Origin of the sequence: Nocardia sp. NPDC049190 (genome assembly GCF_040648115.1) — a bacterium.
Taxonomy (GTDB): Bacteria; Actinomycetota; Actinomycetes; order Mycobacteriales; family Mycobacteriaceae; genus Nocardia.
The window spans coordinates 349,262-368,908 of the sequence record NZ_JBEZDE010000001.1 but is presented as its reverse complement, the minus strand read 5'-3'; the positions used below and the strand labels follow the sequence as shown (position 1 = coordinate 368,908).

Below are 19,647 nucleotides of genomic sequence, written 5' to 3'. Positions count from 1 at the left end.
CTCACCCCGGAGAAGGCCGGTGGTCTACACACCGCTGACCTGCGGCGGCACTGCGAGGACACTGCAGCCCACGGCACGACCAGAATTCTCCGGGATGAAACTCAGCATCCGCTGTGGTGGAACAGCAGACGGTCAACGAACATTGGCCATCCACTGCCGTTGTGCACGCCGCCCGCGTCGGAAGAGCAACCATCCCACACCCACCAACAGCAGTCCCAGCGCACCAGCCACCCCGCCGATTACGAGATCTTCAGAATTCATCCCGTAGTTGATGATCCGAGGCGTACCGTCGTCTCCCGGTCCGAAATGGACACCGGCCCCTTCTTTTCCGACCGCGAGCGCGGGGCTTTCCGGTCGCAGACTCGCGGCGGCCCGCAGTGCCGCCTCCGCGTTGATCACGCCGTAACCGGTCAACGGGTTGTGACCCTGACCGTAGGTGGAGGCCGTGCTTTGCAGGAGTTGCTCCACCTGTCGGGGCGCGAGTTCGGGGTACTCGGCCAGGATCAGCGCCGCGACCCCGGCGGTGAGCGCTCCCGAGCACGAGGTGCCGTCGGCCGGAGTCCGCCCGTTCGTGCTGGTGTCGGCTTCGTTGATGCCGACACCGGGCGCGGCCACGTCCACGTAGTCGTGCACGGAAGAGAACTCGGCCCGCGACCCGTCCGGATTCGTGGCGGCCACCCCGATGACCCCTGGGTATCCGACCGGGTAGGCCAAGTGGTTGTCCCCGTCACCGTCGTTACCGCCGGAGGCGATCACCACCACGCCTTTGCCCAGCGCGTACTGCACGGCTTGCATGGTTTCGTCACTGTACGCACCGAGGCTGACCTGCGAGCCCAGAGACAAGGAGACCACTCGCGCGCCGTGGTCGGTGGCATATCGGATGGCTTTGCCGATCGGATCGCCCTGACCGGACAGACTTCCGTGCTCCATCGACTGCTCCCAGGTCTGGAAACTCGGATCGTCGGAGTCCCGGAGCGCGCGCAGTCCGAGCACCTTCGCGCCGGGCGCGACGTCGAGCACGCTGGAGGCCATCGACGTGCCATGGGCGCCGTACCACGGCTGGGAGTTCTGCCCGGTGGCGCCCAGGAAGTCCGGGCCCTCGGTCGCGCGACCCGCCAATGCGGGGTGTTCGGTCCGAATCCCGGTGTCTATCACCGCGACCGTGATTCCGTCGCCCTTGCTGATCGCCTGCGCCGCGGGCACCGACAGGACAGGCAACTCCCAGCCGTTCTCCGCGGCGGCGGCGACGGGGCAACCGATAGCCAGTGACGACGCCGCCACCAACGTTCCTATCGCGAGGTGGCACTTCATTTCACATCTCCCCTCAACAACGTTGACCGGCAGTAGGCGCCGAGGACCTGGCTCGAGACATTCCGGAAGATGCCCTGCTGCGACTTGGCGGCATACGACCACTGGTCGGGCAGGGAAGTCCAGGTGCGCGAGTCGTCGACCGGGCCGACACTGATCGCCGCGAGGTAGGGCGGCGAGGTTGTCGACAGCCCGACGAGTTCCGCGCCACCGACCATGGCCAGGTTCTTGTTCCAGGACGCGGCCGGTGTATTCGCCACGGCGACCGGGTTCACCAGCGGCCCGGGACCCGCGGACCAGTTGAACTCCTGGTTCACGGCGTAGGCCTCGTCATAGGAACTCACTACGGCCACACCGAGCGTCAGCGCCACCGTCCCGCTGATGTCCACATAGGTCGCACGCAGCGCGGTTTTGCACCCGGCATCATCCAGCACATCGGAGAAGTCCTGACGGAAGGCCTCCGCGCAACTGGTTTCCGTCGCGATGCCCTGCCGGGACCAGCCTTGCAGGGTGTCGTGGGTGTATCTATCGGTGAGGTAGTCGGGGAAGATTTCATCACTGGTCAAGTTGTGCCAAGCAACCGCGGCGAAGGCGTCGTTGGTTGTCACCTGCCGGGCATTGATACTCCCGTTGACCAATATCGCGCAGCTGAGCAACAGCGGAAAGACGCCGAGAACGATCAAGATGATCCCGCTGATCTTGCCGCCCTTCGGCTTCCGAGTCGGGACCGGCGGCGCCGGTGGGTAGGACCGCCCCGGCGGCCCCGGCTGGAAGCCGGGATATTGTTGATGAGGACTGTGCACGGTTCTTCCCATCGGTGTTCTCAGGTGCTGGTACGTGCCCATACCTAACCATCCCGGCCATCCGGCGGCAACGCCTTCGTCGCCTCACCGGTGGGGTCCCAGATCAGGAGTGCGTCGAGGTGACCGGCGATCTTCGACCGGCTGGCAGCCGGTCGGCACGACAGTTCGACCTCGAACGGCAACCTTCGCGACTCGACCTCGACAGCGGCTTCGCGGGGCCGCACGATGCCGACCCGGAATCCCCGGGATCCCCGGGAACGATCCGGTCTGCCGGTAGACCCTGGATCCCGCCAGGGACAGAACCACGAATCAACGCTCCTGACAAGGCTTTTCGTTCCGTCGGTTAATTGGTAGCATTCGACCGGCCGTCGGGCCATAACATCGGCGACAGGTAAGGGGCGTTGATGGAAGTGGAGGACGTTCACCACTCATATGGCAGACGGTCGGTGCTGCGTGGCATCGACTTCGTGTTGCCCGCGGGGGCGCTGGTGGGCATCGTCGGTGAAAACGGGGTCGGTAAATCGACGTTGCTGAAGGTCTTGTCCGGCGGGCTGCGGCCGGACCGAGGAGTGGTCCGACACCGTGGGCGATTCGGCTACTGCCCGCAGCAGGTGATCTTGAACGACGCGTTCACGGTTCGCCAGCACCTGGACTTCTTCGCTGCGGCTTATGCGATTCCGGACTTGCGGCGGGCCGAGGAGACCATGGCGATTCTCCGTTTCTCCGAGTACGCCGGTGAACGGGTCGGGACGCTCAGCGGCGGCACGCGGCAGAAACTCAACCTCACACTGGCGGTGATGCACGACCCGCAGGTTCTGCTGCTCGACGAGCCGTACCAGGGTTTCGACTGGGAGACGTATCTGCGTTTCTGGGATCTGGTCGCGGAGTTCCGTGACACCGGTCGCTCGGTTCTGGTCGTCTCACATCTGGCTCACGACACCGAGAAGCTCGATCAGGTATGGCGATTGCGCGACGGCGTCCTCCAGGGCGGACAGGAGAAGGCCGGATGACCGACAGTGCACGGCTGTTCGTGATCGCCACACGTTACGGCCTCATCGAGCATGCGCGTAATCGGTTCGCCATGCTGTTGGTAGTCGTCTTCGTTCCCATGCTGGTCACGTTGGTGCGCGTGGCCGTCACCGATATCCAGCTCCCGTTCCGGCTTCGAGACACCGGTCTGGTTCTGCTCGCCAACGGCAACAAGCTCGCCCAGATCAGCGCCGCACTGATGGCGGTCTCGCTGATCACCGGGTTCATGATGTTCGCGGCGACATTCGGCAGCGGAGAATTCGACCGGCGCCTGTCCATGGCCGGGTTTCCCCGGGTCGCATTGGGTCTGGCGAAAGTCGCCTGTCTGATGGTGGCTTCGGTGGCGGTCAGCGCATACGCCACCGTCATCATCTGCGGCTACTGGTCGCCTCGACAGCCCCTCGTGCTGGGCGCGGCGCTTTTCTGTGCCGCGATGACCTACGGAGCGCTGGGTGTCGCCCTGGGGACGCTGCTGCGCCGCGAGGTCGAGGGCATGTTCGCCCTGGCGATGATCAGCGCCGTCGACATGGCGGTGCAGAACCCTATCGCGAGCAACGGCGCCGACACCGATATCGTGCGTTGGCTGCCTTCCTACGGCGCCATGCAGGCCGCGACCGCCGCCGGCTTCTCCGACGCGACCCTGTTCAAGGATTTCGCCGTGCAACTGACCTGGTTCGCTGCGAGCGCCCTTGTCGGACTGATCGTTTTCCATCTGCGCACCCGTTCGGCTCTCGGGCCCACGGTGCGGATCGGTCGGTCGAGACCTCGCCTCCCCGAACCGACACGGTCCGAACAGTCGGCCAAGCGCTGAGGGCGCCCACGCGATCTCCTGGGTGGTCGGGACGAATTTCTCCCGGCCGGTCGTCGTCGATGCGGTAGATGACGGCGACGCGTACCCGAGGCCATGAGCAGTGGCCGGGGGAGGGCAGGGCGTCGTGTGGGTCCTATCGCGTGCCGGTGGATGCGCCGGCGCCGTTCGCCCCCTCTTCCTTCCGTCCGATGGTGGCGTTCAGCAGGTGTGATCGCGTGAATGCCACTTTCAGACGATTCAGGAAGGGGGCACGCTGGCCCGGATCGATGCCGTGGAGCGCCTCGGTGAGTAGGCGGATCGGTTCGGTGCACGAGTCGTAGCGGGCGCCTGGATCTTTCGCGAGCGACCGGTGCAGGATCGCGTCGACCTCGGTCGGGATCCACTGTTGTCGCTTCGAGATGGCGGGGAGTGGATCGTAGAGTTGGGCCTCTGCCGTGGCCATGAGATTCGCGCGGGGGAATGGCGGGCGTCCGGTGAGCAGTTCGATGGCCGAGCACGCCAGTGCGTACTGGTCTGTCGCCGGCGACACAGTGCCCGCCCGCAGCAGTTCCGGCGCCGCATACGGCACCGAGACGGTGATGAAACCGTTGGTGGCCAAGGGCGGCTCGGGCCGGTGCAGCCACCGCGCCTGATCGAAGTCCGAGATCTTCACCGTTGCCGGCTCGCCCACGCCGACCAACACATTCGCCGGTTTCACGTCGAGATGGACCACGTCGTTGGCATGCGCGAAATCCAACCCTGCCGCGACATGGGTCAGCACATGGAGCACCCGCGGCAGATCCGGGTGCTGGTGCGGCATATGCACCAACGTCGCCCCCGTCGCCCCCGCCACGTACTCGCGCGCCGACCACAACCTGCCGTCGATTTCACCGTGTGCATACATCCGGACGATATCGGGGTGCCGCAACGCGGACAGAACGTCGAACTCGTGCACGAATCTCGCACGGGCCGCAGGGGACCGGCTGTCATCCGGTCCCAGAATCTTCAGTGATACCGGCCGCAACCGTTCCGGATCCTCGGCGAGATACACCTCGCTGCTGCCGCCATGGCCCAGCCGTGCCTGCACGACAAATCCCGCAAACCGGTCACCTGGCTCGAGTGCCACGGACTAACCATAGTTCGCCGATGTTCGTCACGCCGGTGAACTTCGATGTCGCTCGCCGGCGCATCGTGACGTCAGCCGGTGGCGCGCAGAGTTGCTCTCATCGTCGGAAGGTGTCGTCACCAGCGCGGTGTGTCCGAGCCGGTCGGGCAAGTCAGCACACGTATCCGAAAGAACATGTATGCGGCGCTTGACGCCCGGGACAACCGATGCCAGCTGACATCGGTGGCCCAACATACGGTGGCACGGCAGCTGATGGCCCATTCGACGATGGCATGACCGCCGCCGGCAGAGTTGATTCACCGATAGCCACTGGCACAATCAACTCAGGGTTCGATGATGAGCCGTTCGATGCGGCCGTCATCGAGGGTGAACTGATAGCGCAAGTCGACGGTTCCGCCGGGAAAGTTGCCTTCGAGATGCTGCGTAGCGGTGTAGTGAGTCGCGTCCGATTGCTGCGCGCCGATGAGCTCGGTGGTGTAGGTGTACTCGCCGGCGGCGCGGGTCAGCCACGCCTCGATCGCTGCGGTTCCCCGGTATGTCTTGCCGTCGTCGATCACCGTGGCATCAGCGCTGAACGCGGCGATCGCGGTGGCGGTGTCACGCGCTCGGTGCGCGGTCAGATAGCGAGTGACCACATCGGGCAGTGCGGCAGCGATGTTCTGGGGTCGGCTGACATTCATTGCTGGATCCTTTACGGTGTGGCGGGATTCAGACGGTGGGGGTGGTGCCGCCGTCGATGACGTATTCGGCGCCGACGATGGCCGACGCGCGATCGGAGACAAGAAAGCCGACCAGTTCCGCGACTTCCTCGGGCCGGCTGGGGCGGCCCAGGGGTATGCCGCCGAGGCTGTCCATGAGTTGGTCCAGTGCCGCAGCGTGGCCGATGCCGGCATCCTCGGCGATCCGGGTGACGAGGTGGTCGGCGGCGGCGGTCTGGATGAAGCCCGGCGAGACCGTGTTGACGCGTATTCCGTGTGCGGCGACCTGGTTGGCCAGTCCTTTGCTGTAGGTGGTCAGCGCGGCCTTGGCGGCGGCGTAGGCGAGCGTGCCGTTCCACAGCGGCATACGGCGCTGAATGGAGGAGACGTGCACGATCGCCCCCGCGCCGGCCTGGATCATGCCGGGCAGCAGTCCACGATCCAGCCGGACGGCGGCCAGCAGATTCGTGTTCAGTTCCCGGCTCCAGACGTCCTCGCCCAATACAGCGAACCCACCCGCGGCGGCCGAGGAACCACCGAGGTTGCTGACCAGGATGTCGATGCCGCCCAGGCGGTGCTGCGTCTCGGCGACCACAGCGGCCACCCCATCGGAGGTGGTCAAGTCGGCGGCGATGAAACCCTCGGGGGCCATGCCGTCCGGCCGGCTTCGGGCAGTCACCAGCACCGTGGCTCCGGCTCGGGACAGACGGCGGGCGATGGCCGCCCCCGCGCCTTTGGTACCGCCGGTGACCAGGGCACGCCGGCCGTCCAGGGAATCGCTGAGGGCGACGGTCATGCTGTTTCCATTCTTGGGCTGCGGCGGGCAAGGCCCAATACCCACGGTCAGTGCTAAAATAGCAGTAAGTAACTTTCACTTTAGCAGCAACTGCGAGGAGTGTCGCGATGGCGAGCCGGATCAGGCTGGAGGACCGGGAGTGCCCGCTGTCCACAACGGCGCAGCACGTCGGCGAGTGGTGGACACTGCTGCTACTGCACGACGCTTTCGACGGCTATACGCGCTTCGATCAGTTCCAGCAGAGCCTGGGCATCTCCTCCAGCATGCTCACCACACGCCTGAAGACCCTCGTCAACGACGGACTCTTGGAACGCCGCCCCTACCAGACCAACCCCGTCCGCCACGAATACGTCCTCACCGATCTGGGCCGCTCACTGCGACCGGTGATCATCGCCCTGGCCGCCTGGGGCAACTCCCGCCTCACGCCCGAACAGCGCAGCATGATCCTGATCGACGCGGGCAGCGGCGAAGAGGTCGAACCCATGATCGTCGACGCAAGGACCGGCCGACGCCTCGATGACAGTGCCGCCTACGTGTTCACCGCCGGACCGGCGGCGAGTCGAGCGATGCGCGCTCGCTACCGCCCTGCCGAAGGCGACCCCAATGCGCAGCAGTAGACGGAAACGGCCAGGCCGATCACCGCGTCGCACCGGCGCACCCGGTCGACAGATCCCACGGTCGCGAGCCCAATTGCCCTGACAGCCATCGGTATACGCACCCCCGCGATTGAAATTATGCGCAGAGGTGGCACCGATGACTCGAGACGCACCTGACCGCGCGACGATCGACTCGATGCCCCGTGGCGGTCCGGATGCATCCTGGCTCGACCGCCGCCTACAGACCGATAGGCGCGAATATCTCGACCGACACGACGTGCCCGACGAACGAAGACAGCGGATCGTCGCCTACCTCGACCGTGCCGGCGAGCGCACCGGCCACCACAAATGCAACGCACGGCTGGTCCTCGAACAGATCGCGGGCATCGCGAATCCACGGATCCTCGAACTGGGGGCCGGGCACGGCCGGCTCTCGGCACACATTCTGGCGCTACATCCGACCGCCGAAGTGACCGTGACCGACCTGGACCCCGACATCGGTCGCCACCATCGAAGCCGGCCCGCTCGGCGCGCATCCCCGCGCCACCGCCAAGGTCACCGACGCCACCGGCATCGACGCACCCGACCATAGCTATGACCTGGTCGTGTTCGCTTCGGCCTTCCACCACCTACCTCCGCACGCCGCCCACCGAGCCATAGCCGAAGCCACCCGAGCCGGGAAGAAATTCCTCGTCTTCGACCTGAAACGGCCGCCTTCGATCGCGGCCGCGCTGCTTCCGGCGCTCGTCCTCATCCCCGCTATCGTGCTCGTCCTGGCCAACTCCTCCCCCTCCGCGGTCTTCCCCGTTCTCCATGACGCGTACATCAACATGCTGCGCTCCTACAGCAAGTCCGCGTTCACCGCGCTCGGCGCGGCAGCAGACCCCGCGATCACCGTCGAGTTCGTCCCGACCAAAAAGCAAGCCGCGGTGGTCTACACCAAACCGTGAGCGGGCAGTTGAACCCTTCGCTCTTTTCCCCTGGGTGCGTGCGCTGGGTGCATTTGCGCACTGTGTCGGGGTGTTCGACAGCCTGCGCCCGGAGTCGAGTCCGTCGCCTGAGCAGGCCGAGACAACGGCCACCTATTGATCGGGCCGTTGGTTGACGGTACATTCAGCAGCGATGTGATAGCCGTCACCGGAGAGAGGCCCTGGCCATGACAACAGTGCGACCTCCCGCGGAGGTGCCGGCGTCCGCGGACGCGCTACATGCGGAAGATGCGGGATACCACAAGACCTTGCGTCCGCGTCAGTTGCAGATGATCGCGATCGGTGGCGCCATCGGCACCGGACTCTTCCTCGGATCGGGCGGCCGGCTCGCCAATGCCGGCCCCGGCCTCTTTCTGGTCTATGCCGTCTGCGGGGTGTTCGTATTCTTCATCTTGCGGGCGTTGGGCGAACTGGTGCTGCATCGTCCGTCCTCCGGGTCGTTCGTTTCCTATGCCCGTGAGTTCTACGGCGAGAAGCTGGCTTTCGCGGTCGGCTGGATGTACTTCTTCCAGTGGTGCATGACCGGAATCGTGGACATCACCGCCGTCGCCACGTATGTCCATTACTGGGGGGCCTTCGAAGCGATACCGCAGTGGCTGATCGCCCTGGTCGCCCTGGCGCTGGTGGTGAGCGTCAACCTTGTCTCGGTGAAGTGGTTCGGTGAGTTGGAGTTCTGGGCCGCGCTGATCAAGGTCGTCGCGCTGGTCGCCTTCCTGATCATCGGCACGATCTTCCTCGCGGGCAGGTTCACCATCGGCGGACAGCACACCGGACCCAGTGTCATCATCGACAACGGCGGGTTGTTCCCGAGCGGTGTCCTGCCACTGGTCATGGTCACCACCGGCGTCGTCTTCGCTTACGCCGCGGTGGAACTCGTCGGCACGGCGGCCGGCGAGACGGAGAACCCGGAGAAGATCATGCCGCGCGCGATCAACTCCGTCATCGCCCGAATCGCGCTGTTCTATGTCGGATCGCTGGTGCTGCTCGGGTTGCTGCTGCCCTACATCGTCTTCAAGTCCGGTGAGAGCCCGTTCGTCACCTTCTTCGCGCGGATCGGTGTGCACGGCGCCGGGTCGGTGATGAATCTGGTGGTGCTGACCGCGGCGTTCTCCAGCCTGAACGCCGGCCTGTATTCGACCGGCCGAATCCTGCGGTCGATGTCGATGAACGGCAGTGCGCCGGCGATCGCGGCACGGATGTCGAAGGGTGGGGTGCCTTATGTCGGCATCCTGGCGACGGCCGCGATCGCGCTGATCGGTGTCGGGCTGAACGCGGTGGTGCCGGAGAAGGCATTCGAGATCGTCCTGAATATGTCGACGCTGGGCACCATCACGTCCTGGGGCGCGATCGTCGTCTGTCAACTGCAACTGTGGCGGTGGTGGCGCAAAGGGCTGGCGGAGCGTCCCTCCTTCCGGTTGATCGGCACGCCCTATACGAGCGTCGCGACGCTGGTGTTCCTGGCGGCCGTGGTCGTCTTGATGGCGTTCAGCGACGACGAGGTGCAGCGCGGCGCGGTGCTGGCCGCTGGCGTCATCATGGTTCCAGCGCTGGTCGGCGGATGGTTCCTGGCCCGCAAACGGGTGGCGAGCATCGCGCAGCAGCGCGAGGGCATCACAGGCAAGTTCCCGGTCGTGGCCGAGCGTCCGCTGCGCCAGCACGAGGCAAGTGAATCGGTCGCCATTCTCGACGAACACGAGCAGGAGTAGAAGCCTCGGCGACGATATGCCGAGCGCGAAGCGCCGGGGAAACGCTCAGTCGAACGACGCTCCCCGGCTCTTCACGAATCCTCCGCAAGCACCCGATCTCCGGGCCAGGAACGACGCAACTCGTCCAAGGCTTCGGGGGTGCGAGCCCGTACGAACAACCAGTTTGCTGGGTCCACACGCAACAAGACATCCTGGCCGGCAAACCAACGATAGCCGGGAACATCCGGGTCCCAACGACATTCCGGGATCGGTAGCCGTGTGAACAGTTGCTCCATACCCGCCAAGTCAGTGTCGGTAAGGCACCTGGATTCGATGAGTTCTACTTCTCCGCACAGCGATTCCGACAGCACCAATTCGATACAGGCCAACGAGAACCGGTCGAGCCACACATTCCACGTGTCATCCAGGTGCGATCGAACCAGCACCGGAGGATCCGGCATGACCAGTTCGGATATCCGCACTCCCCACTCGACGACACCCTGATTCTCCACCCGGAATGTCACGATCTCCTCGTCATCGTCCACGAAGAGGCTGGTCGGCGGTCGAAAATCGTCCTGACGGCTCGTCAGATCCGATCGCCGCCCGAACAATCCGTACGCCTCACGCATCGCCGGCGGAAGCCGCCGCTCGAGCAGGTCCTCGATCGGCGCGAGTTCGGCCTCACTGAACCCGTCCGCTTCGGTCAAAGGTGACATCCAGTGCGCCACAAATTCCTTGATGAACTGCCACGCGCCGGCCCGATCACCAACCCCCCGAACGAGTTCCGTACGAATATCAAACCCCGTCGACATGCCGCGACCCTACCGACGGACATCCGCGCCGGACCAACCCGACAGCCGATCGAGTCGAAAGCGATCGAGGAGACATCGTCTACGTCGTAGTCGTGAAGTCGCCGCGTCTTGCTGCTGCGCCAACCACCATTCGACGTCCTGACTCGATAGGGCCACCCTGGCGCACCGGCGGCCGCCGCCCTCAACGGGTCAAGGTCTCGACCGACACCTGCCACAGCCGGGCGGCGGCATCGGGATCCAGCGCGTATTCGGCTACGCCGCTACGCGCGCCGAGTTTGCCGACCTCGGCTTCGTTGCAGTCTTCGAAATAACGTCCGCTGATACCGTCGAGCAGCGGTGACGTCGCGACGAGAATCGAGGTGGCCGCGCCCTGCTCAGGCGTCTTCCACCGCAGATCGGCACCGCCCGCGGCCGCGCGCAGCCGATCGAGTTCCTCGTCCGATATGTACCGCTGCAAATTGGTGCGAATGCCACCGGGCATCAGCGCGTTGACGGTGATCCCGTCATCTGCCCAGCGTGTGGTCGCCTCGACGGCGAACAGCACGTTGGCCGTCTTGGACTGCCCATACGCCGACCACGGATCATACGGGCGGCGCTCGAAGTGGATGTCGTCGAAGACAACCGGTGAACGGTGATGCGCGCTCGAGCTGACCGACACGACGCGGGCGCCGGCTGCCTCGGCCAGCGCGCGATGCAGGCCGGTGGCGAGCGCGAAGTGGCCGAGGTGGTTCGTGGCGAACTGCATTTCCCAGCCCTGCACTGTGCGCAGGAGCGGCGAGGCCATGACGCCCGCATTGTTGACCAGGATGTGCAGCGGTCCATCCCATCCTGCGACGAACGCGGCGACGGAGGCCTGGTCGGCGAGATCGAGCGGGGCGATGAGCACCTGCTTGTTGCCAGTGCTGTCGATGATGTCGGCCGCGGTGCGCTCGCCTGCTTCGACATTGCGCACCGCGAGGGTCACCTCCGCGCCGGCGCCGGCCAGGGCGCGCGCCGTCTCGACGCCGATACCGGACGCGCCGCCGGTGACGACGGCGCGGCGGCCCGCGAGGTCGATGGCGGCGATCACCTCGGCGGCGGTCGACTGAGCACTGAAGGGGGTTGTGATGCGATCGCTCATGACGTGTCCCGTCTCGGTAGAGTCGTACCGGAGGATTCTCCGGTACCAACGTCAAACCGGAGGTTACTCCGTTTCATTCCCGGGAGGCTCTGATGGCAACCGAACGCCCACTTCGCGCCGACGCGCGGCGCAATCGGGACCGACTGCTCGAGGTCGCCGTCCGCGCGTTCTCGCGCGACGGTCCGGATGTCACGCTCGATGCCATCGCGAAGGAGGCAGGCGTCGGCATCGGCACGCTGTACCGCCACTTCCCCACCCGCGAGGCGCTGATCGACGCGGCCTACCGCAACGAACTCGCCCGGCTGTGTGACTCGGTCGGCGACCTCTTGCGCGATATGCCTCCCGACCAGGCGTTACGCACCTGGATGGACCGCTTCGTCGACTATATGACCACCAAGCGCGGCATGGGCGACGCGCTGCGCGCACTCATCGCCTCCGGCGGCAACCCGTTCTCCGAAAGCCGCGACCAGCTCACCGCTGCGGTGTCGACTCTGCTGCGGGCCGGAGCGGCTGCCGGCATGTTACGTACGGACATCGAGCCCGACGACGTGTTGGTCGGTTTCAGTGGCGTGTCGCTCGCCACCGCAGGCCCGGAACGCCGCGAACAGGCCGGTCGCCTGCTCGATCTACTCATGGACGGACTACGCCTCCAGCGCTGAGCATCTGCGGGCGCCGGACAGTGTCCGCCGATCGCCACGTCGGCGCCGTGGTCCGGCGGACAGTCAGGTCGATCAGAAGCGCGCGCGAGGCCGGCAGAAACCACGAGACGGCGGATGGGGTGCACGCCGGGCGAGATCGGCCACCTCCTCCACGTCACTAGCGCAGTCATTTCTGCAGGTAGATGGAATAATCACTACTCGGCAGCAGGCTCACCGAATACAAGCATGCACGATTGCCTTTTTCTGTGCGCGCTGCAAAGCTGAACCGCGACAGCACACGGAGGTGTGCCTCGATCGGCAAAGGGAACAGATGGCTGACCTCGAAGCGCTGCTCAATGATTTCGCCGAGGAATGCGCGGATCTGGAACGACTCGTCACCCCGCTCGCGCAAGTGGACTGGGCACGGACAACCCCTGCGACCGGTTGGACCATCGCGCACCAGATCGGCCACCTGGCCTGGACCGATGAGGTTGCGACCATCGCGGCCACGGACGCCGACGCTTTCCGGAAGCTACTGACCGAAGCGGGCCCGCGGGTGCTCACTTTTGTGGACGAAGCCGCCGAGGCAGCCGCATCCACACCTCCTGCCGAACTGCTCGATCGATGGCGGCGCGGACGTGTCGCACTCACCGACGCACTTCGCGCGACACCCGTCGGCGTCAAGTTGCCGTGGTTCGGCCCACCGATGAGCACCGCCTCGATGATCACCGCCCGAATCATGGAGACCTGGGCGCACGGCCAGGACGTGGCCGATTCCCTCGGTGTCACCAGGCCGCCCACTGTGCGACTTCGCACCGTGGCCCACATCGGCGTGCGGACCAGGAACTTCGCGTACACGGTGCATGGAAAGACGCCACCCGCCGAGGAGTTTCGAGTGGAACTGACCGCACCTGACGGCACCATCTGGGCGTGGGGCCCGGAGGATGCCGCGCAGCGAGTGATCGGACCGGCGTTGGATTTCTGCCTGCTGGTGACCCAGCGCCGCCATCCGAACGACCTCGCGATCGAGGCGCGGGGAGACGATGCCGCCGAATGGCTCACCATCGCACAGGCTTTCGCTGGTCCCACGGGAGAGGGCAGGACAGCGGGCCAGTTCGACTGACCCGCCGATACCCGGTCCCGCGATTCGGGAGCGGGCGAGCGCCACACTTGGGTGCGCCGTTCGTGTCGACGACCGGACGCCGTTGGCCGGGTGTCTCGATGTGGCAGTCGAGAATGACGCTCGCCAGCTAGACGGTTGTTACCCGCTCGCACCGCGGCGGAAACATGAAGACGCGGAATCCAGCCCCCTGTTGCGAGTGCGGTCGGCCCCGGCCGCGATGCCGCGCTCACCCCACCGCCTACTGTGCTCGGCATGAGCGCCTACGACTTCTGCGTCATCGGCGGCGGCATCGTCGGCGTCGCCACCGCGCATCGGATACTGGCGCGCCACCCCGGCGCGAGCCTCGTGCTACTGGAGAAAGCGCAAGCGCTGGGAACCCACCAGACCGGGCACAACAGCGGCGTCATCCATTCCGGAATCTACTATCCGCCGGACAGTTTGAAGGCAGCGTTGTGCCGCCGCGGCGCGCAATGGACCAAGGATTTCGCTGCGGCACATGATATTCCGTACCAAGTGTGCGGCAAACTGCTGGTCGCCACCGACGACGTCGAATATCGCCGCATGCTCGCCCTGCACGAGCGCTCGGTTGCCAATGGCGTGGATGTCGAACTGATCGATGCCGCGGAACTCGCCCGCCGCGAACCGCGGGTGACCGGCGTAGGGGCGCTGTTCGTCCCGAGCACCGGCATCATCGACTACGCCGGAGTGACCGCCGCGCTCGCCGCACAGGTCCGAGCCGCGGGTGGGCGGCTGGTACTCGGCGCCGAGATCACGACACTCACCGAGTCCGCGGACGCGGTGACCGCCGCGGGCAGCACCGGTTCGTGGACGGCTCGCCGCTTGGTGGTCTGCGCGGGACTGCAGGCCGATCGAATGGCGCGAGCAGCCGGATTGCGCACCGATTTCCGCATTGTTCCGTTTCGCGGCGAGTACTACCAGCTTCCGCCGAACCGTGCGGGGTTGGTGCGCACGCTGATCTATCCGATCCCCGATCCCGATCTACCGTTCCTCGGTGTGCATCTGAGCCCGATGATCGACGGAACGTTGACCGTCGGCCCGAACGCGGTGCTCGGTCTGGCCAGGGAGGAATACCGCAAAGGCGGCTTCGACGCCAGAGATGCACGAGAGGTGCTGGGATACCCCGGATTTCACCGAGTCGCCCTGACCAATGTGCGCACCGGTATACGGGAACTGCGCAATTCGCTGTTCAAGCGCGGCTATCTGGCGCAGTGCCGTCGCTACTGTCCCGAACTGACGATAGCCGACCTGCTTCCACGCGAGGCAGGAATCCGCGCCCAGGCGGTCCTGCGCGATGGAACTCTGGTGCACGACTTCTTGATCGAACGCACCGATCGTTCGATCCACCTGCTCAATGCTCCGTCACCAGCGGCAACCTCGGCGATGCCGATCGCGGAGTACATCGTCGACCAGCTCTGAGACCACGTGGTCGGCCCGTGCTCTCAACCAACCGTCCGGTCCCTATCTGGAAATACGCCATGCCCGAATCCGGCTCAACCCTCGAATAAAGAGGAGATCTGTAGTACTTTTAACGCCAGTCGTGGAACAGGGAGGGCCTATGGGCCGCATCAAGTACGCGAGTGACGTCGGAGCGCCGGTAGAGGTCGCATTCAGCTACGCGGACAACCATCTCTTCGTACCTGATTGGATGTTCGGCATCGCCAGATTCGTGCCGACCGGCGAACAGAACCACGGCCTCGGCGCGGTGTTCGCGACCACCGCCTGTGTCGCACTCTGGCGAACGACCATGACATGCGAGATCACCGAATACCGCCGCAACGTGGTGATCGGGTATACGCTCCGTGGGCATTTATCCGGGACGCTGACACTGCGATTCGACCCGCTCGGCTACGGGCGGTCGGTGCTGACATCCGAGGCGGAGTATGGTCCACCGCGCGGATTCGTCGGGCGCATGTCCGTCGGTCTGGTGGATTCCGTCGTGAAATCGGCGCTCCGCCGCACCGAGTCCCAATTGCGAAGGGAGATAGAGGAATTCCACGGTACCGATCTTGTCGGTCGGATTGCGTAGGGTGCCAACCATGATCATAGTGAGCACCGACGGATCCTGCCTCCGCAATCCCGGCGGCGCCATCGGCTGGGCTTGGGTCAATCATCAGGGCTCCTCCGCGAGTGGGGGAGCCGCGTCCGGAACCAACCAGGTCGCGGAGTTGCGCGCCGTGCTGGAGGCGATCGTCGCCCACCCCGGCCCCGACCCCCTGCTCATCGAGAGCGATTCGCTCTACGCGATCAAGTGCGCCTCGGAGTGGGTCGCGGGGTGGCGAATCAACGGCTGGCGCACGTCCACCGGCGGCGCGGTGAAGAATGTCGAACTCGTCCGACAGATCGACCAGGCCATCGCGAGCAGGCCGGGCCCGGTCCGGTTCCGTTGGGTCCGTGGACATGTCGGCAATTACTTCAACGAGCAGGCCGACGCGCTGGCCGGCGAAGCAGCCCGAAAGGCCGCGGTCACAGCGGCGGTCGCCGAGGCGAACACCGCGGAAATCCCCATCGTGCCGGTAGCGGAAACGCCGACCGCGCCAGAAGCGATGAAGAACGAAACCGCGGCGAAGGCGGCCGCGCCATCGGCGCCACAGACATTGACGCTGTTCTGACCCGCTCGCGCGGACCACGAAGACCGCCCGAATGCCCTCCGGCGGTGGTGGCTCGGCCCACCGCCGGAGGCACTCGGCTCCACTCTGCGCCTGCCCGTAACCGTCGAAAGTCGTCGACGGTAGTCACATGGTCGTTAACCGGTACGTAGGTCCCCGCAATATGACTACGCTCGCCGACAGGTGCGCATGGGTGTGGCGAGGTTGGGCTAGTTGCCTGGCTGCGGAGCAGGCGGGGCGGGCTGCTGGTTGCTGTTGGGGGCGACCGCACCGGGGAGGCCGGTACCCGCGCCTTTCAGCATCGGCGAGTCGAGTTTCTCGACCAGCCATTTGTCACCCGATTTCTGCAGCTGCGCGATCACCACCACGAACTGCCGTTCCGGGTTGGTCTGGGTGAAGTTGGTCCGGTACTGCGTGAGCGTCACCAGGACCTTGGCCGAAGTGGTGTCTCCGGACTGGTAGCCGCACTGGACGTCGTCGACCCAGGACTTGACCTTCGCCTGGACCATCGCGTCTTTGAGCGCTTTGGTCGCGTCGTCGAACTCCTGGAGGAACTCGCCGGTCGCACCGGTCTTCACGGTCGTGAAGTACTCGTCGAGGTTCTTCGAGTAGTCGTAGACGGAGACGTCTTTGCCGAATGCGCACGCTGTGCTGGTGGATTCGCTGATCGCGTCGAGCTTGTCCCCGCGGTTCTTGCCCTGCAGGAAGAACACGACGACAGCGGTGATCGCGGCCACCGCGAGGACACCGGCCACGAACGCGGCCACCAAGGGCAGCGTGCTGGATTGCGCTGGGGCAGCGCGGCGGACACCGGCCTTGGCGTTGTCGGCTTTCTCGCCCGTCTTGTCCTTGTCCGTCTTCTCCGGTTCGGGCGCATCGGTCTTCGCCGCGACAGCGGCATCATCCGACTCAACCGCGCTAGCGGCATCATCCGACTCAGCCGCGCTAGCGGCATCATCCGACTCAACCGCGACAGCGGCATCATCCGACTCAACCGCGGTCGCCGCATCATCCGGCTCGGTGGTCACCTCGTCGGTGACCTCGGCGTTGTCGGCGGCCTTCTTTTCGGCGTCCTTGTCGGGCTCGGCGTCGTCGGTAGACATCGATACAAACCTGCACTTTCCCGGCGCGCGTCGGCGCGCACCGATCGGCTTATCCCGGCCCGCCAGCGGCGAACCGTAGGCGTTCCACCAGCGAGTATGCCCGGATGACGGAACGGCCGCCGGACCGGGTACACACTCACCGCACTGGAGGAAGAGTCCGCTCGTTCGGATCCACTCCCGGCGGTATATGCGCCCCGTTGTTCGGCACATCGGGCCGCGGCGCATTCGCCGCGCCACGAATCTGCTGCCCGGGCGGCGGGTTCTCACAGTAGAGCCACCTCGGAATCGTGCCATCCTGCACGACCTCGTTGCGGATCTTCGGAGTGTTGTAGGTGCAGAACGGGCGCGGCCAGATATCGACGATCGCGTGGAACTCGCCGTCGTGCGCCGGAATGCCCAGCGCCTCACCACCGAGCGCGAGCGAGGGGAACAGCGCACGCAGCGCGGGCAGCCGCAGCTGCGCGGCCTTGGTGATCGCCTGGAAGTTGGTCGCCAGGCTGGTGATCGGGTCGGCCGTTTTGTCCAGCACCGCTCCGAGGCTGCTGAGCTGGCCGGGCGCCTGCTCGAGCACCCGCTGCAACTCCGCGTTCGCATTGTTGAACTGCTCGAACAGCACTCCGGAATTGCTGGTCAGGGTGGCCAGGTCCGGCTGCGCGTGCGACGTCGTTTCGGCGATGGTACGCAAGTTCGTGATCAGATTGGTGGTCTGCGGCAGCAGGGAGTCGAAGCCGGCCATGGCCAGGCTGATCCCATTGACCATGCCGCGCAACTGATCCGGTCCACCACTGAGCGCGATATCCAGCTCGTTCAGGATGACCTTGAACTTGTCCGGCTCGATCTGCGCGATCAGCGCGCTGGAGTTGTCCAGGACCGACCACACCGGCGTCGGCGTGTGGATTTTCGCCGGATCGAAATCGATCACCGCGCCGTTGGCCAGGTACGGCCCCTGCTCAGCGTTCGGTCGGAAGTCGATGTATTGCTCGCCGGCGCCGGAGAGCGCTTGCACCGCGATCGCGGTGTCCACCGGGATCCGGTACTTCGCATCGATCTGCGCGATGGCGGTGATGGCCTGGCCACGGTCGGTCAGCTCGATCGAGCTGACCTTGCCGATCCGCCAGCCGCGCAGGGTCACGTCATTGCCAGGTTGCAGACCGCCCGAACGATCCAGGTTCACCGTGACGGTGTAGTCGGATTGCAACGGGTTGACCCGCATGACGTTCACCATCAGGTAGGTGGCGCCGACCACCAGCACCAGGACCAGACCGAGGTTCGACAGCAGCAGCTTGCGTCCGAACAGCTTGGACAGCAGCGTCATCGGTGCCCTCCCGCCACCCGGCCTTGCACCAGTTGCAGTACCTGGATCAGGCTGCCCGCGAAGTCCTGCAGATCGTTGAGATCCTGGAGTTTGCCGTGCTCCGGGTCGGTGAGCGCGCTGATGTCGAGATTGGTCGCGGTCGCGTACACCGCGAAGCTGTTGCCGCGGAAGGTCGCGTCGACCTTCGGCCGTATCACCCGCAACCGATCGAGCAGAACGCCGAAGCCGTCACCGGTCCTGGCCAACGCGTCCATCAGCTTTTGGGTGTTGTCCAGTAGGCTGCCCAGCTGTTGGCTGGTGGTATCGGAGTAGTCGCCGAGCGCGGCGCTCGTGGTGGACACCTTGGTCAGCAGGTCACCGATAGCCCGGTTGTTCTCGGCGATGGCGCCGATCATCTGAGGTAGCGTGTCGGCCACCTCGCCGAGTTCGCCACGACGCGACTCGATAGTGGTCGCCAGCGTGCTGAACTCGTTGAGCACACTGTCGACCCGGGCGGTGTTGTCATTCAAACTGCCGACCACTCCGGTCATTTCGGTGATCAGATGGGACAGTTGCCCGCCCCGACCGCCCACGATGGAGTCCAGCTCCGAGGCTAATTTGGACAGGCTGGCGATGCCGCCGCCGTTGAACAGCAGGGAGACCGAGATCAGCAACTGCTCCACGGTCGCGCCCGCGGAGGTGCTGTCCAGCGTGAGCGTGTCGCCGCCGCGCAGCATCTGCGTGCCCGGCTCGGCCTTCGGTTTGGACACCGCGACGAACACGTCACCGAGCGGAGTGCCCTGGCGCAACTCGGCTGTGCTGCCCTTGGGCAGTTCGATGTCTTCGCGGATGGTCAGATCCACGATGGCCTGAAAGTTCTTCGTCGTGATTCTGGAGACCACGCCGACGTCGGAACCGCCGAGCTTCACCTTCGCCTGATCGGGCAGGTTCAGCGCGTTGTCGAACACCGCGTGCACGGTGTAGGTCTCCCCGGACAGGCCCGGCTTGGGCAACGGCAGCCGCTCCACCGTGAGCCCGCACCCCGAGCTGACCCCGACACCGGCCACCGCGGCGACGGCGACCAGCGCCCTGCGTGCCTTGATCGTCATG

General features: G+C 65.5%; 19 protein-coding genes and 1 pseudogene. 10 read left to right on the top strand and 10 right to left on the bottom strand.

The features are described 5' to 3' along the window. Window positions 1-132: 132 nt before the first annotated feature. A complete protein-coding gene (locus AB0B25_RS01395) occupies window positions 133-1,311 on the bottom strand; it encodes a S8 family serine peptidase (protein ID WP_357172955.1) in 1,179 nt (392 codons plus the stop codon). Beyond that, window positions 1,308-2,111, bottom strand: a complete 804-nt coding sequence (locus tag AB0B25_RS01390; RefSeq protein WP_357172952.1) for a hypothetical protein — start codon at window positions 2,109-2,111, stop codon at window positions 1,308-1,310. Before AB0B25_RS01390 ends, AB0B25_RS01395 begins: the two co-directional genes overlap by 4 nt. 404 nt (window positions 2,112-2,515) lie before the next feature. Between AB0B25_RS01390 and AB0B25_RS01385 the strand changes: the two genes are divergently transcribed. Both AB0B25_RS01385 and AB0B25_RS01380 read left to right on the top strand, forming a co-directional pair. After that, window positions 2,516-3,121 (top strand): ABC transporter ATP-binding protein, encoded by a 606-nt coding sequence (locus tag AB0B25_RS01385; protein WP_357172949.1) that lies wholly within the window; start codon window positions 2,516-2,518, stop codon window positions 3,119-3,121. Further along, window positions 3,118-3,951 (top strand): hypothetical protein, encoded by an 834-nt coding sequence (locus AB0B25_RS01380; protein WP_357172946.1) that lies wholly within the window; start codon window positions 3,118-3,120, stop codon window positions 3,949-3,951. The genes AB0B25_RS01385 and AB0B25_RS01380 overlap by 4 nt, the downstream gene beginning before the upstream one ends. Window positions 3,952-4,084: 133 nt before the next feature. On the opposite strand, the gene AB0B25_RS01375 is transcribed toward AB0B25_RS01380, so the two are convergent. From AB0B25_RS01375 to AB0B25_RS01365, 3 genes are all read right to left on the bottom strand, one after another. Further along, window positions 4,085-5,056, bottom strand: coding sequence for a serine/threonine-protein kinase (locus AB0B25_RS01375; RefSeq protein WP_357172943.1), 972 nt, complete (start codon window positions 5,054-5,056; stop codon window positions 4,085-4,087). Between the two features lie 323 nt (window positions 5,057-5,379). Further along, the gene (locus AB0B25_RS01370; RefSeq protein WP_357172941.1) at window positions 5,380-5,736 is read right to left on the bottom strand and encodes a nuclear transport factor 2 family protein; all 357 of its coding nucleotides are present in this window, start codon (window positions 5,734-5,736) and stop codon (window positions 5,380-5,382) included. 28 nt (window positions 5,737-5,764) lie between these two features. Next, entirely contained in the window at window positions 5,765-6,550 is a 786-nt protein-coding gene (locus AB0B25_RS01365) for an SDR family oxidoreductase (protein WP_357172939.1), read from the bottom strand. A gap of 107 nt (window positions 6,551-6,657) precedes the next feature. On the opposite strand from AB0B25_RS01365, the gene AB0B25_RS01360 reads away from it, so the two are divergent. From AB0B25_RS01360 to AB0B25_RS01350, 3 genes and pseudogenes are all read left to right on the top strand, one after another. Beyond that, window positions 6,658-7,167 (top strand): helix-turn-helix domain-containing protein, encoded by a 510-nt coding sequence (locus AB0B25_RS01360; protein ID WP_357172936.1) that lies wholly within the window; start codon window positions 6,658-6,660, stop codon window positions 7,165-7,167. A gap of 136 nt (window positions 7,168-7,303) precedes the next feature. Further along, window positions 7,304-8,096: pseudogene (locus AB0B25_RS01355) on the top strand (class I SAM-dependent methyltransferase). 206 nt (window positions 8,097-8,302) lie between these two features. Further along, window positions 8,303-9,841, top strand: a complete 1,539-nt coding sequence (locus AB0B25_RS01350; protein ID WP_357172933.1) for an amino acid permease — start codon at window positions 8,303-8,305, stop codon at window positions 9,839-9,841. A 71-nt stretch (window positions 9,842-9,912) separates the two neighbouring features. On the opposite strand, the gene AB0B25_RS01345 is transcribed toward AB0B25_RS01350, so the two are convergent. Both AB0B25_RS01345 and AB0B25_RS01340 read right to left on the bottom strand, forming a co-directional pair. Further along, a complete protein-coding gene (locus AB0B25_RS01345) occupies window positions 9,913-10,632 on the bottom strand; it encodes a hypothetical protein (RefSeq protein WP_357172930.1) in 720 nt (239 codons plus the stop codon). Window positions 10,633-10,813: 181 nt separating this feature from the next. Continuing rightward, window positions 10,814-11,752, bottom strand: a complete 939-nt coding sequence (locus tag AB0B25_RS01340; protein WP_357172927.1) for an SDR family NAD(P)-dependent oxidoreductase — start codon at window positions 11,750-11,752, stop codon at window positions 10,814-10,816. Window positions 11,753-11,844: 92 nt separating this feature from the next. Between AB0B25_RS01340 and AB0B25_RS01335 the strand changes: the two genes are divergently transcribed. From AB0B25_RS01335 to AB0B25_RS01315, 5 genes are all read left to right on the top strand, one after another. Next, window positions 11,845-12,411, top strand: a complete 567-nt coding sequence (locus AB0B25_RS01335) for a helix-turn-helix domain-containing protein (RefSeq protein WP_357172924.1) — start codon at window positions 11,845-11,847, stop codon at window positions 12,409-12,411. Window positions 12,412-12,721: 310 nt separating this feature from the next. Further along, complete coding sequence (locus tag AB0B25_RS01330) at window positions 12,722-13,513, top strand: TIGR03084 family metal-binding protein (protein WP_357172921.1); 792 nt, start codon at window positions 12,722-12,724, stop codon at window positions 13,511-13,513. 252 nt (window positions 13,514-13,765) lie between these two features. Further along, entirely contained in the window at window positions 13,766-14,950 is a 1,185-nt protein-coding gene (lhgO, locus tag AB0B25_RS01325; protein ID WP_357172917.1) for an L-2-hydroxyglutarate oxidase, read from the top strand. A 139-nt stretch (window positions 14,951-15,089) separates the two neighbouring features. Next, the gene (locus tag AB0B25_RS01320) at window positions 15,090-15,560 is read left to right on the top strand and encodes an SRPBCC family protein (RefSeq protein ID WP_357172914.1); all 471 of its coding nucleotides are present in this window, start codon (window positions 15,090-15,092) and stop codon (window positions 15,558-15,560) included. Window positions 15,561-15,570: 10 nt separating this feature from the next. After that, the gene (locus tag AB0B25_RS01315) at window positions 15,571-16,143 is read left to right on the top strand and encodes a ribonuclease H (RefSeq protein WP_357172911.1); all 573 of its coding nucleotides are present in this window, start codon (window positions 15,571-15,573) and stop codon (window positions 16,141-16,143) included. Between the two features lie 206 nt (window positions 16,144-16,349). Here AB0B25_RS01315 and AB0B25_RS01310 read toward each other — a convergent pair whose 3' ends face one another. From AB0B25_RS01310 to AB0B25_RS01300, 3 genes are all read right to left on the bottom strand, one after another. Continuing rightward, window positions 16,350-17,243: a hypothetical protein gene (locus AB0B25_RS01310; RefSeq protein ID WP_357172908.1), complete on the bottom strand. Its 894-nt coding sequence runs from the start codon at window positions 17,241-17,243 to the stop codon at window positions 16,350-16,352. Window positions 17,244-17,379: 136 nt separating this feature from the next. Further along, window positions 17,380-18,558: an MlaD family protein gene (locus tag AB0B25_RS01305; RefSeq protein WP_357172905.1), complete on the bottom strand. Its 1,179-nt coding sequence runs from the start codon at window positions 18,556-18,558 to the stop codon at window positions 17,380-17,382. After that, on the bottom strand, window positions 18,555-19,646 hold the full coding sequence (locus tag AB0B25_RS01300) for an MCE family protein (protein ID WP_357172902.1): 1,092 nt from the start codon (window positions 19,644-19,646) through the stop codon (window positions 18,555-18,557). The genes AB0B25_RS01305 and AB0B25_RS01300 overlap by 4 nt, the downstream gene beginning before the upstream one ends. Window position 19,647 lies beyond the last annotated feature (1 nt).

Excerpts from the sequence above, each read along its gene's own strand:
- AB0B25_RS01395 (WP_357172955.1), bottom strand. The coding sequence starts at position 1,311 with ATGAAGTGCCACCTCGCGATAGGAACGTTGGTGGCGGCGTCGTCACTG.
- AB0B25_RS01385 (WP_357172949.1), top strand. The coding sequence starts at position 2,516 with ATGGAAGTGGAGGACGTTCACCACTCATATGGCAGACGGTCGGTGCTG.
- AB0B25_RS01380 (WP_357172946.1), top strand. The coding sequence starts at position 3,118 with ATGACCGACAGTGCACGGCTGTTCGTGATCGCCACACGTTACGGCCTC.
- AB0B25_RS01370 (WP_357172941.1), bottom strand. The coding sequence starts at position 5,736 with ATGAATGTCAGCCGACCCCAGAACATCGCTGCCGCACTGCCCGATGTG.
- AB0B25_RS01365 (WP_357172939.1), bottom strand. The coding sequence starts at position 6,550 with ATGACCGTCGCCCTCAGCGATTCCCTGGACGGCCGGCGTGCCCTGGTC.
- AB0B25_RS01360 (WP_357172936.1), top strand. The coding sequence starts at position 6,658 with ATGGCGAGCCGGATCAGGCTGGAGGACCGGGAGTGCCCGCTGTCCACA.
- AB0B25_RS01350 (WP_357172933.1), top strand. The coding sequence starts at position 8,303 with ATGACAACAGTGCGACCTCCCGCGGAGGTGCCGGCGTCCGCGGACGCG.
- AB0B25_RS01345 (WP_357172930.1), bottom strand. The coding sequence starts at position 10,632 with ATGTCGACGGGGTTTGATATTCGTACGGAACTCGTTCGGGGGGTTGGT.
- AB0B25_RS01340 (WP_357172927.1), bottom strand. The coding sequence starts at position 11,752 with ATGAGCGATCGCATCACAACCCCCTTCAGTGCTCAGTCGACCGCCGCC.
- AB0B25_RS01335 (WP_357172924.1), top strand. The coding sequence starts at position 11,845 with ATGGCAACCGAACGCCCACTTCGCGCCGACGCGCGGCGCAATCGGGAC.
- AB0B25_RS01330 (WP_357172921.1), top strand. The coding sequence starts at position 12,722 with ATGGCTGACCTCGAAGCGCTGCTCAATGATTTCGCCGAGGAATGCGCG.
- lhgO (WP_357172917.1), top strand. The coding sequence starts at position 13,766 with ATGAGCGCCTACGACTTCTGCGTCATCGGCGGCGGCATCGTCGGCGTC.
- AB0B25_RS01320 (WP_357172914.1), top strand. The coding sequence starts at position 15,090 with ATGGGCCGCATCAAGTACGCGAGTGACGTCGGAGCGCCGGTAGAGGTC.
- AB0B25_RS01315 (WP_357172911.1), top strand. The coding sequence starts at position 15,571 with ATGATCATAGTGAGCACCGACGGATCCTGCCTCCGCAATCCCGGCGGC.
- AB0B25_RS01310 (WP_357172908.1), bottom strand. The coding sequence starts at position 17,243 with ATGTCTACCGACGACGCCGAGCCCGACAAGGACGCCGAAAAGAAGGCC.
- AB0B25_RS01305 (WP_357172905.1), bottom strand. The coding sequence starts at position 18,558 with ATGACGCTGCTGTCCAAGCTGTTCGGACGCAAGCTGCTGCTGTCGAAC.
- AB0B25_RS01300 (WP_357172902.1), bottom strand. The coding sequence starts at position 19,646 with ATGACGATCAAGGCACGCAGGGCGCTGGTCGCCGTCGCCGCGGTGGCC.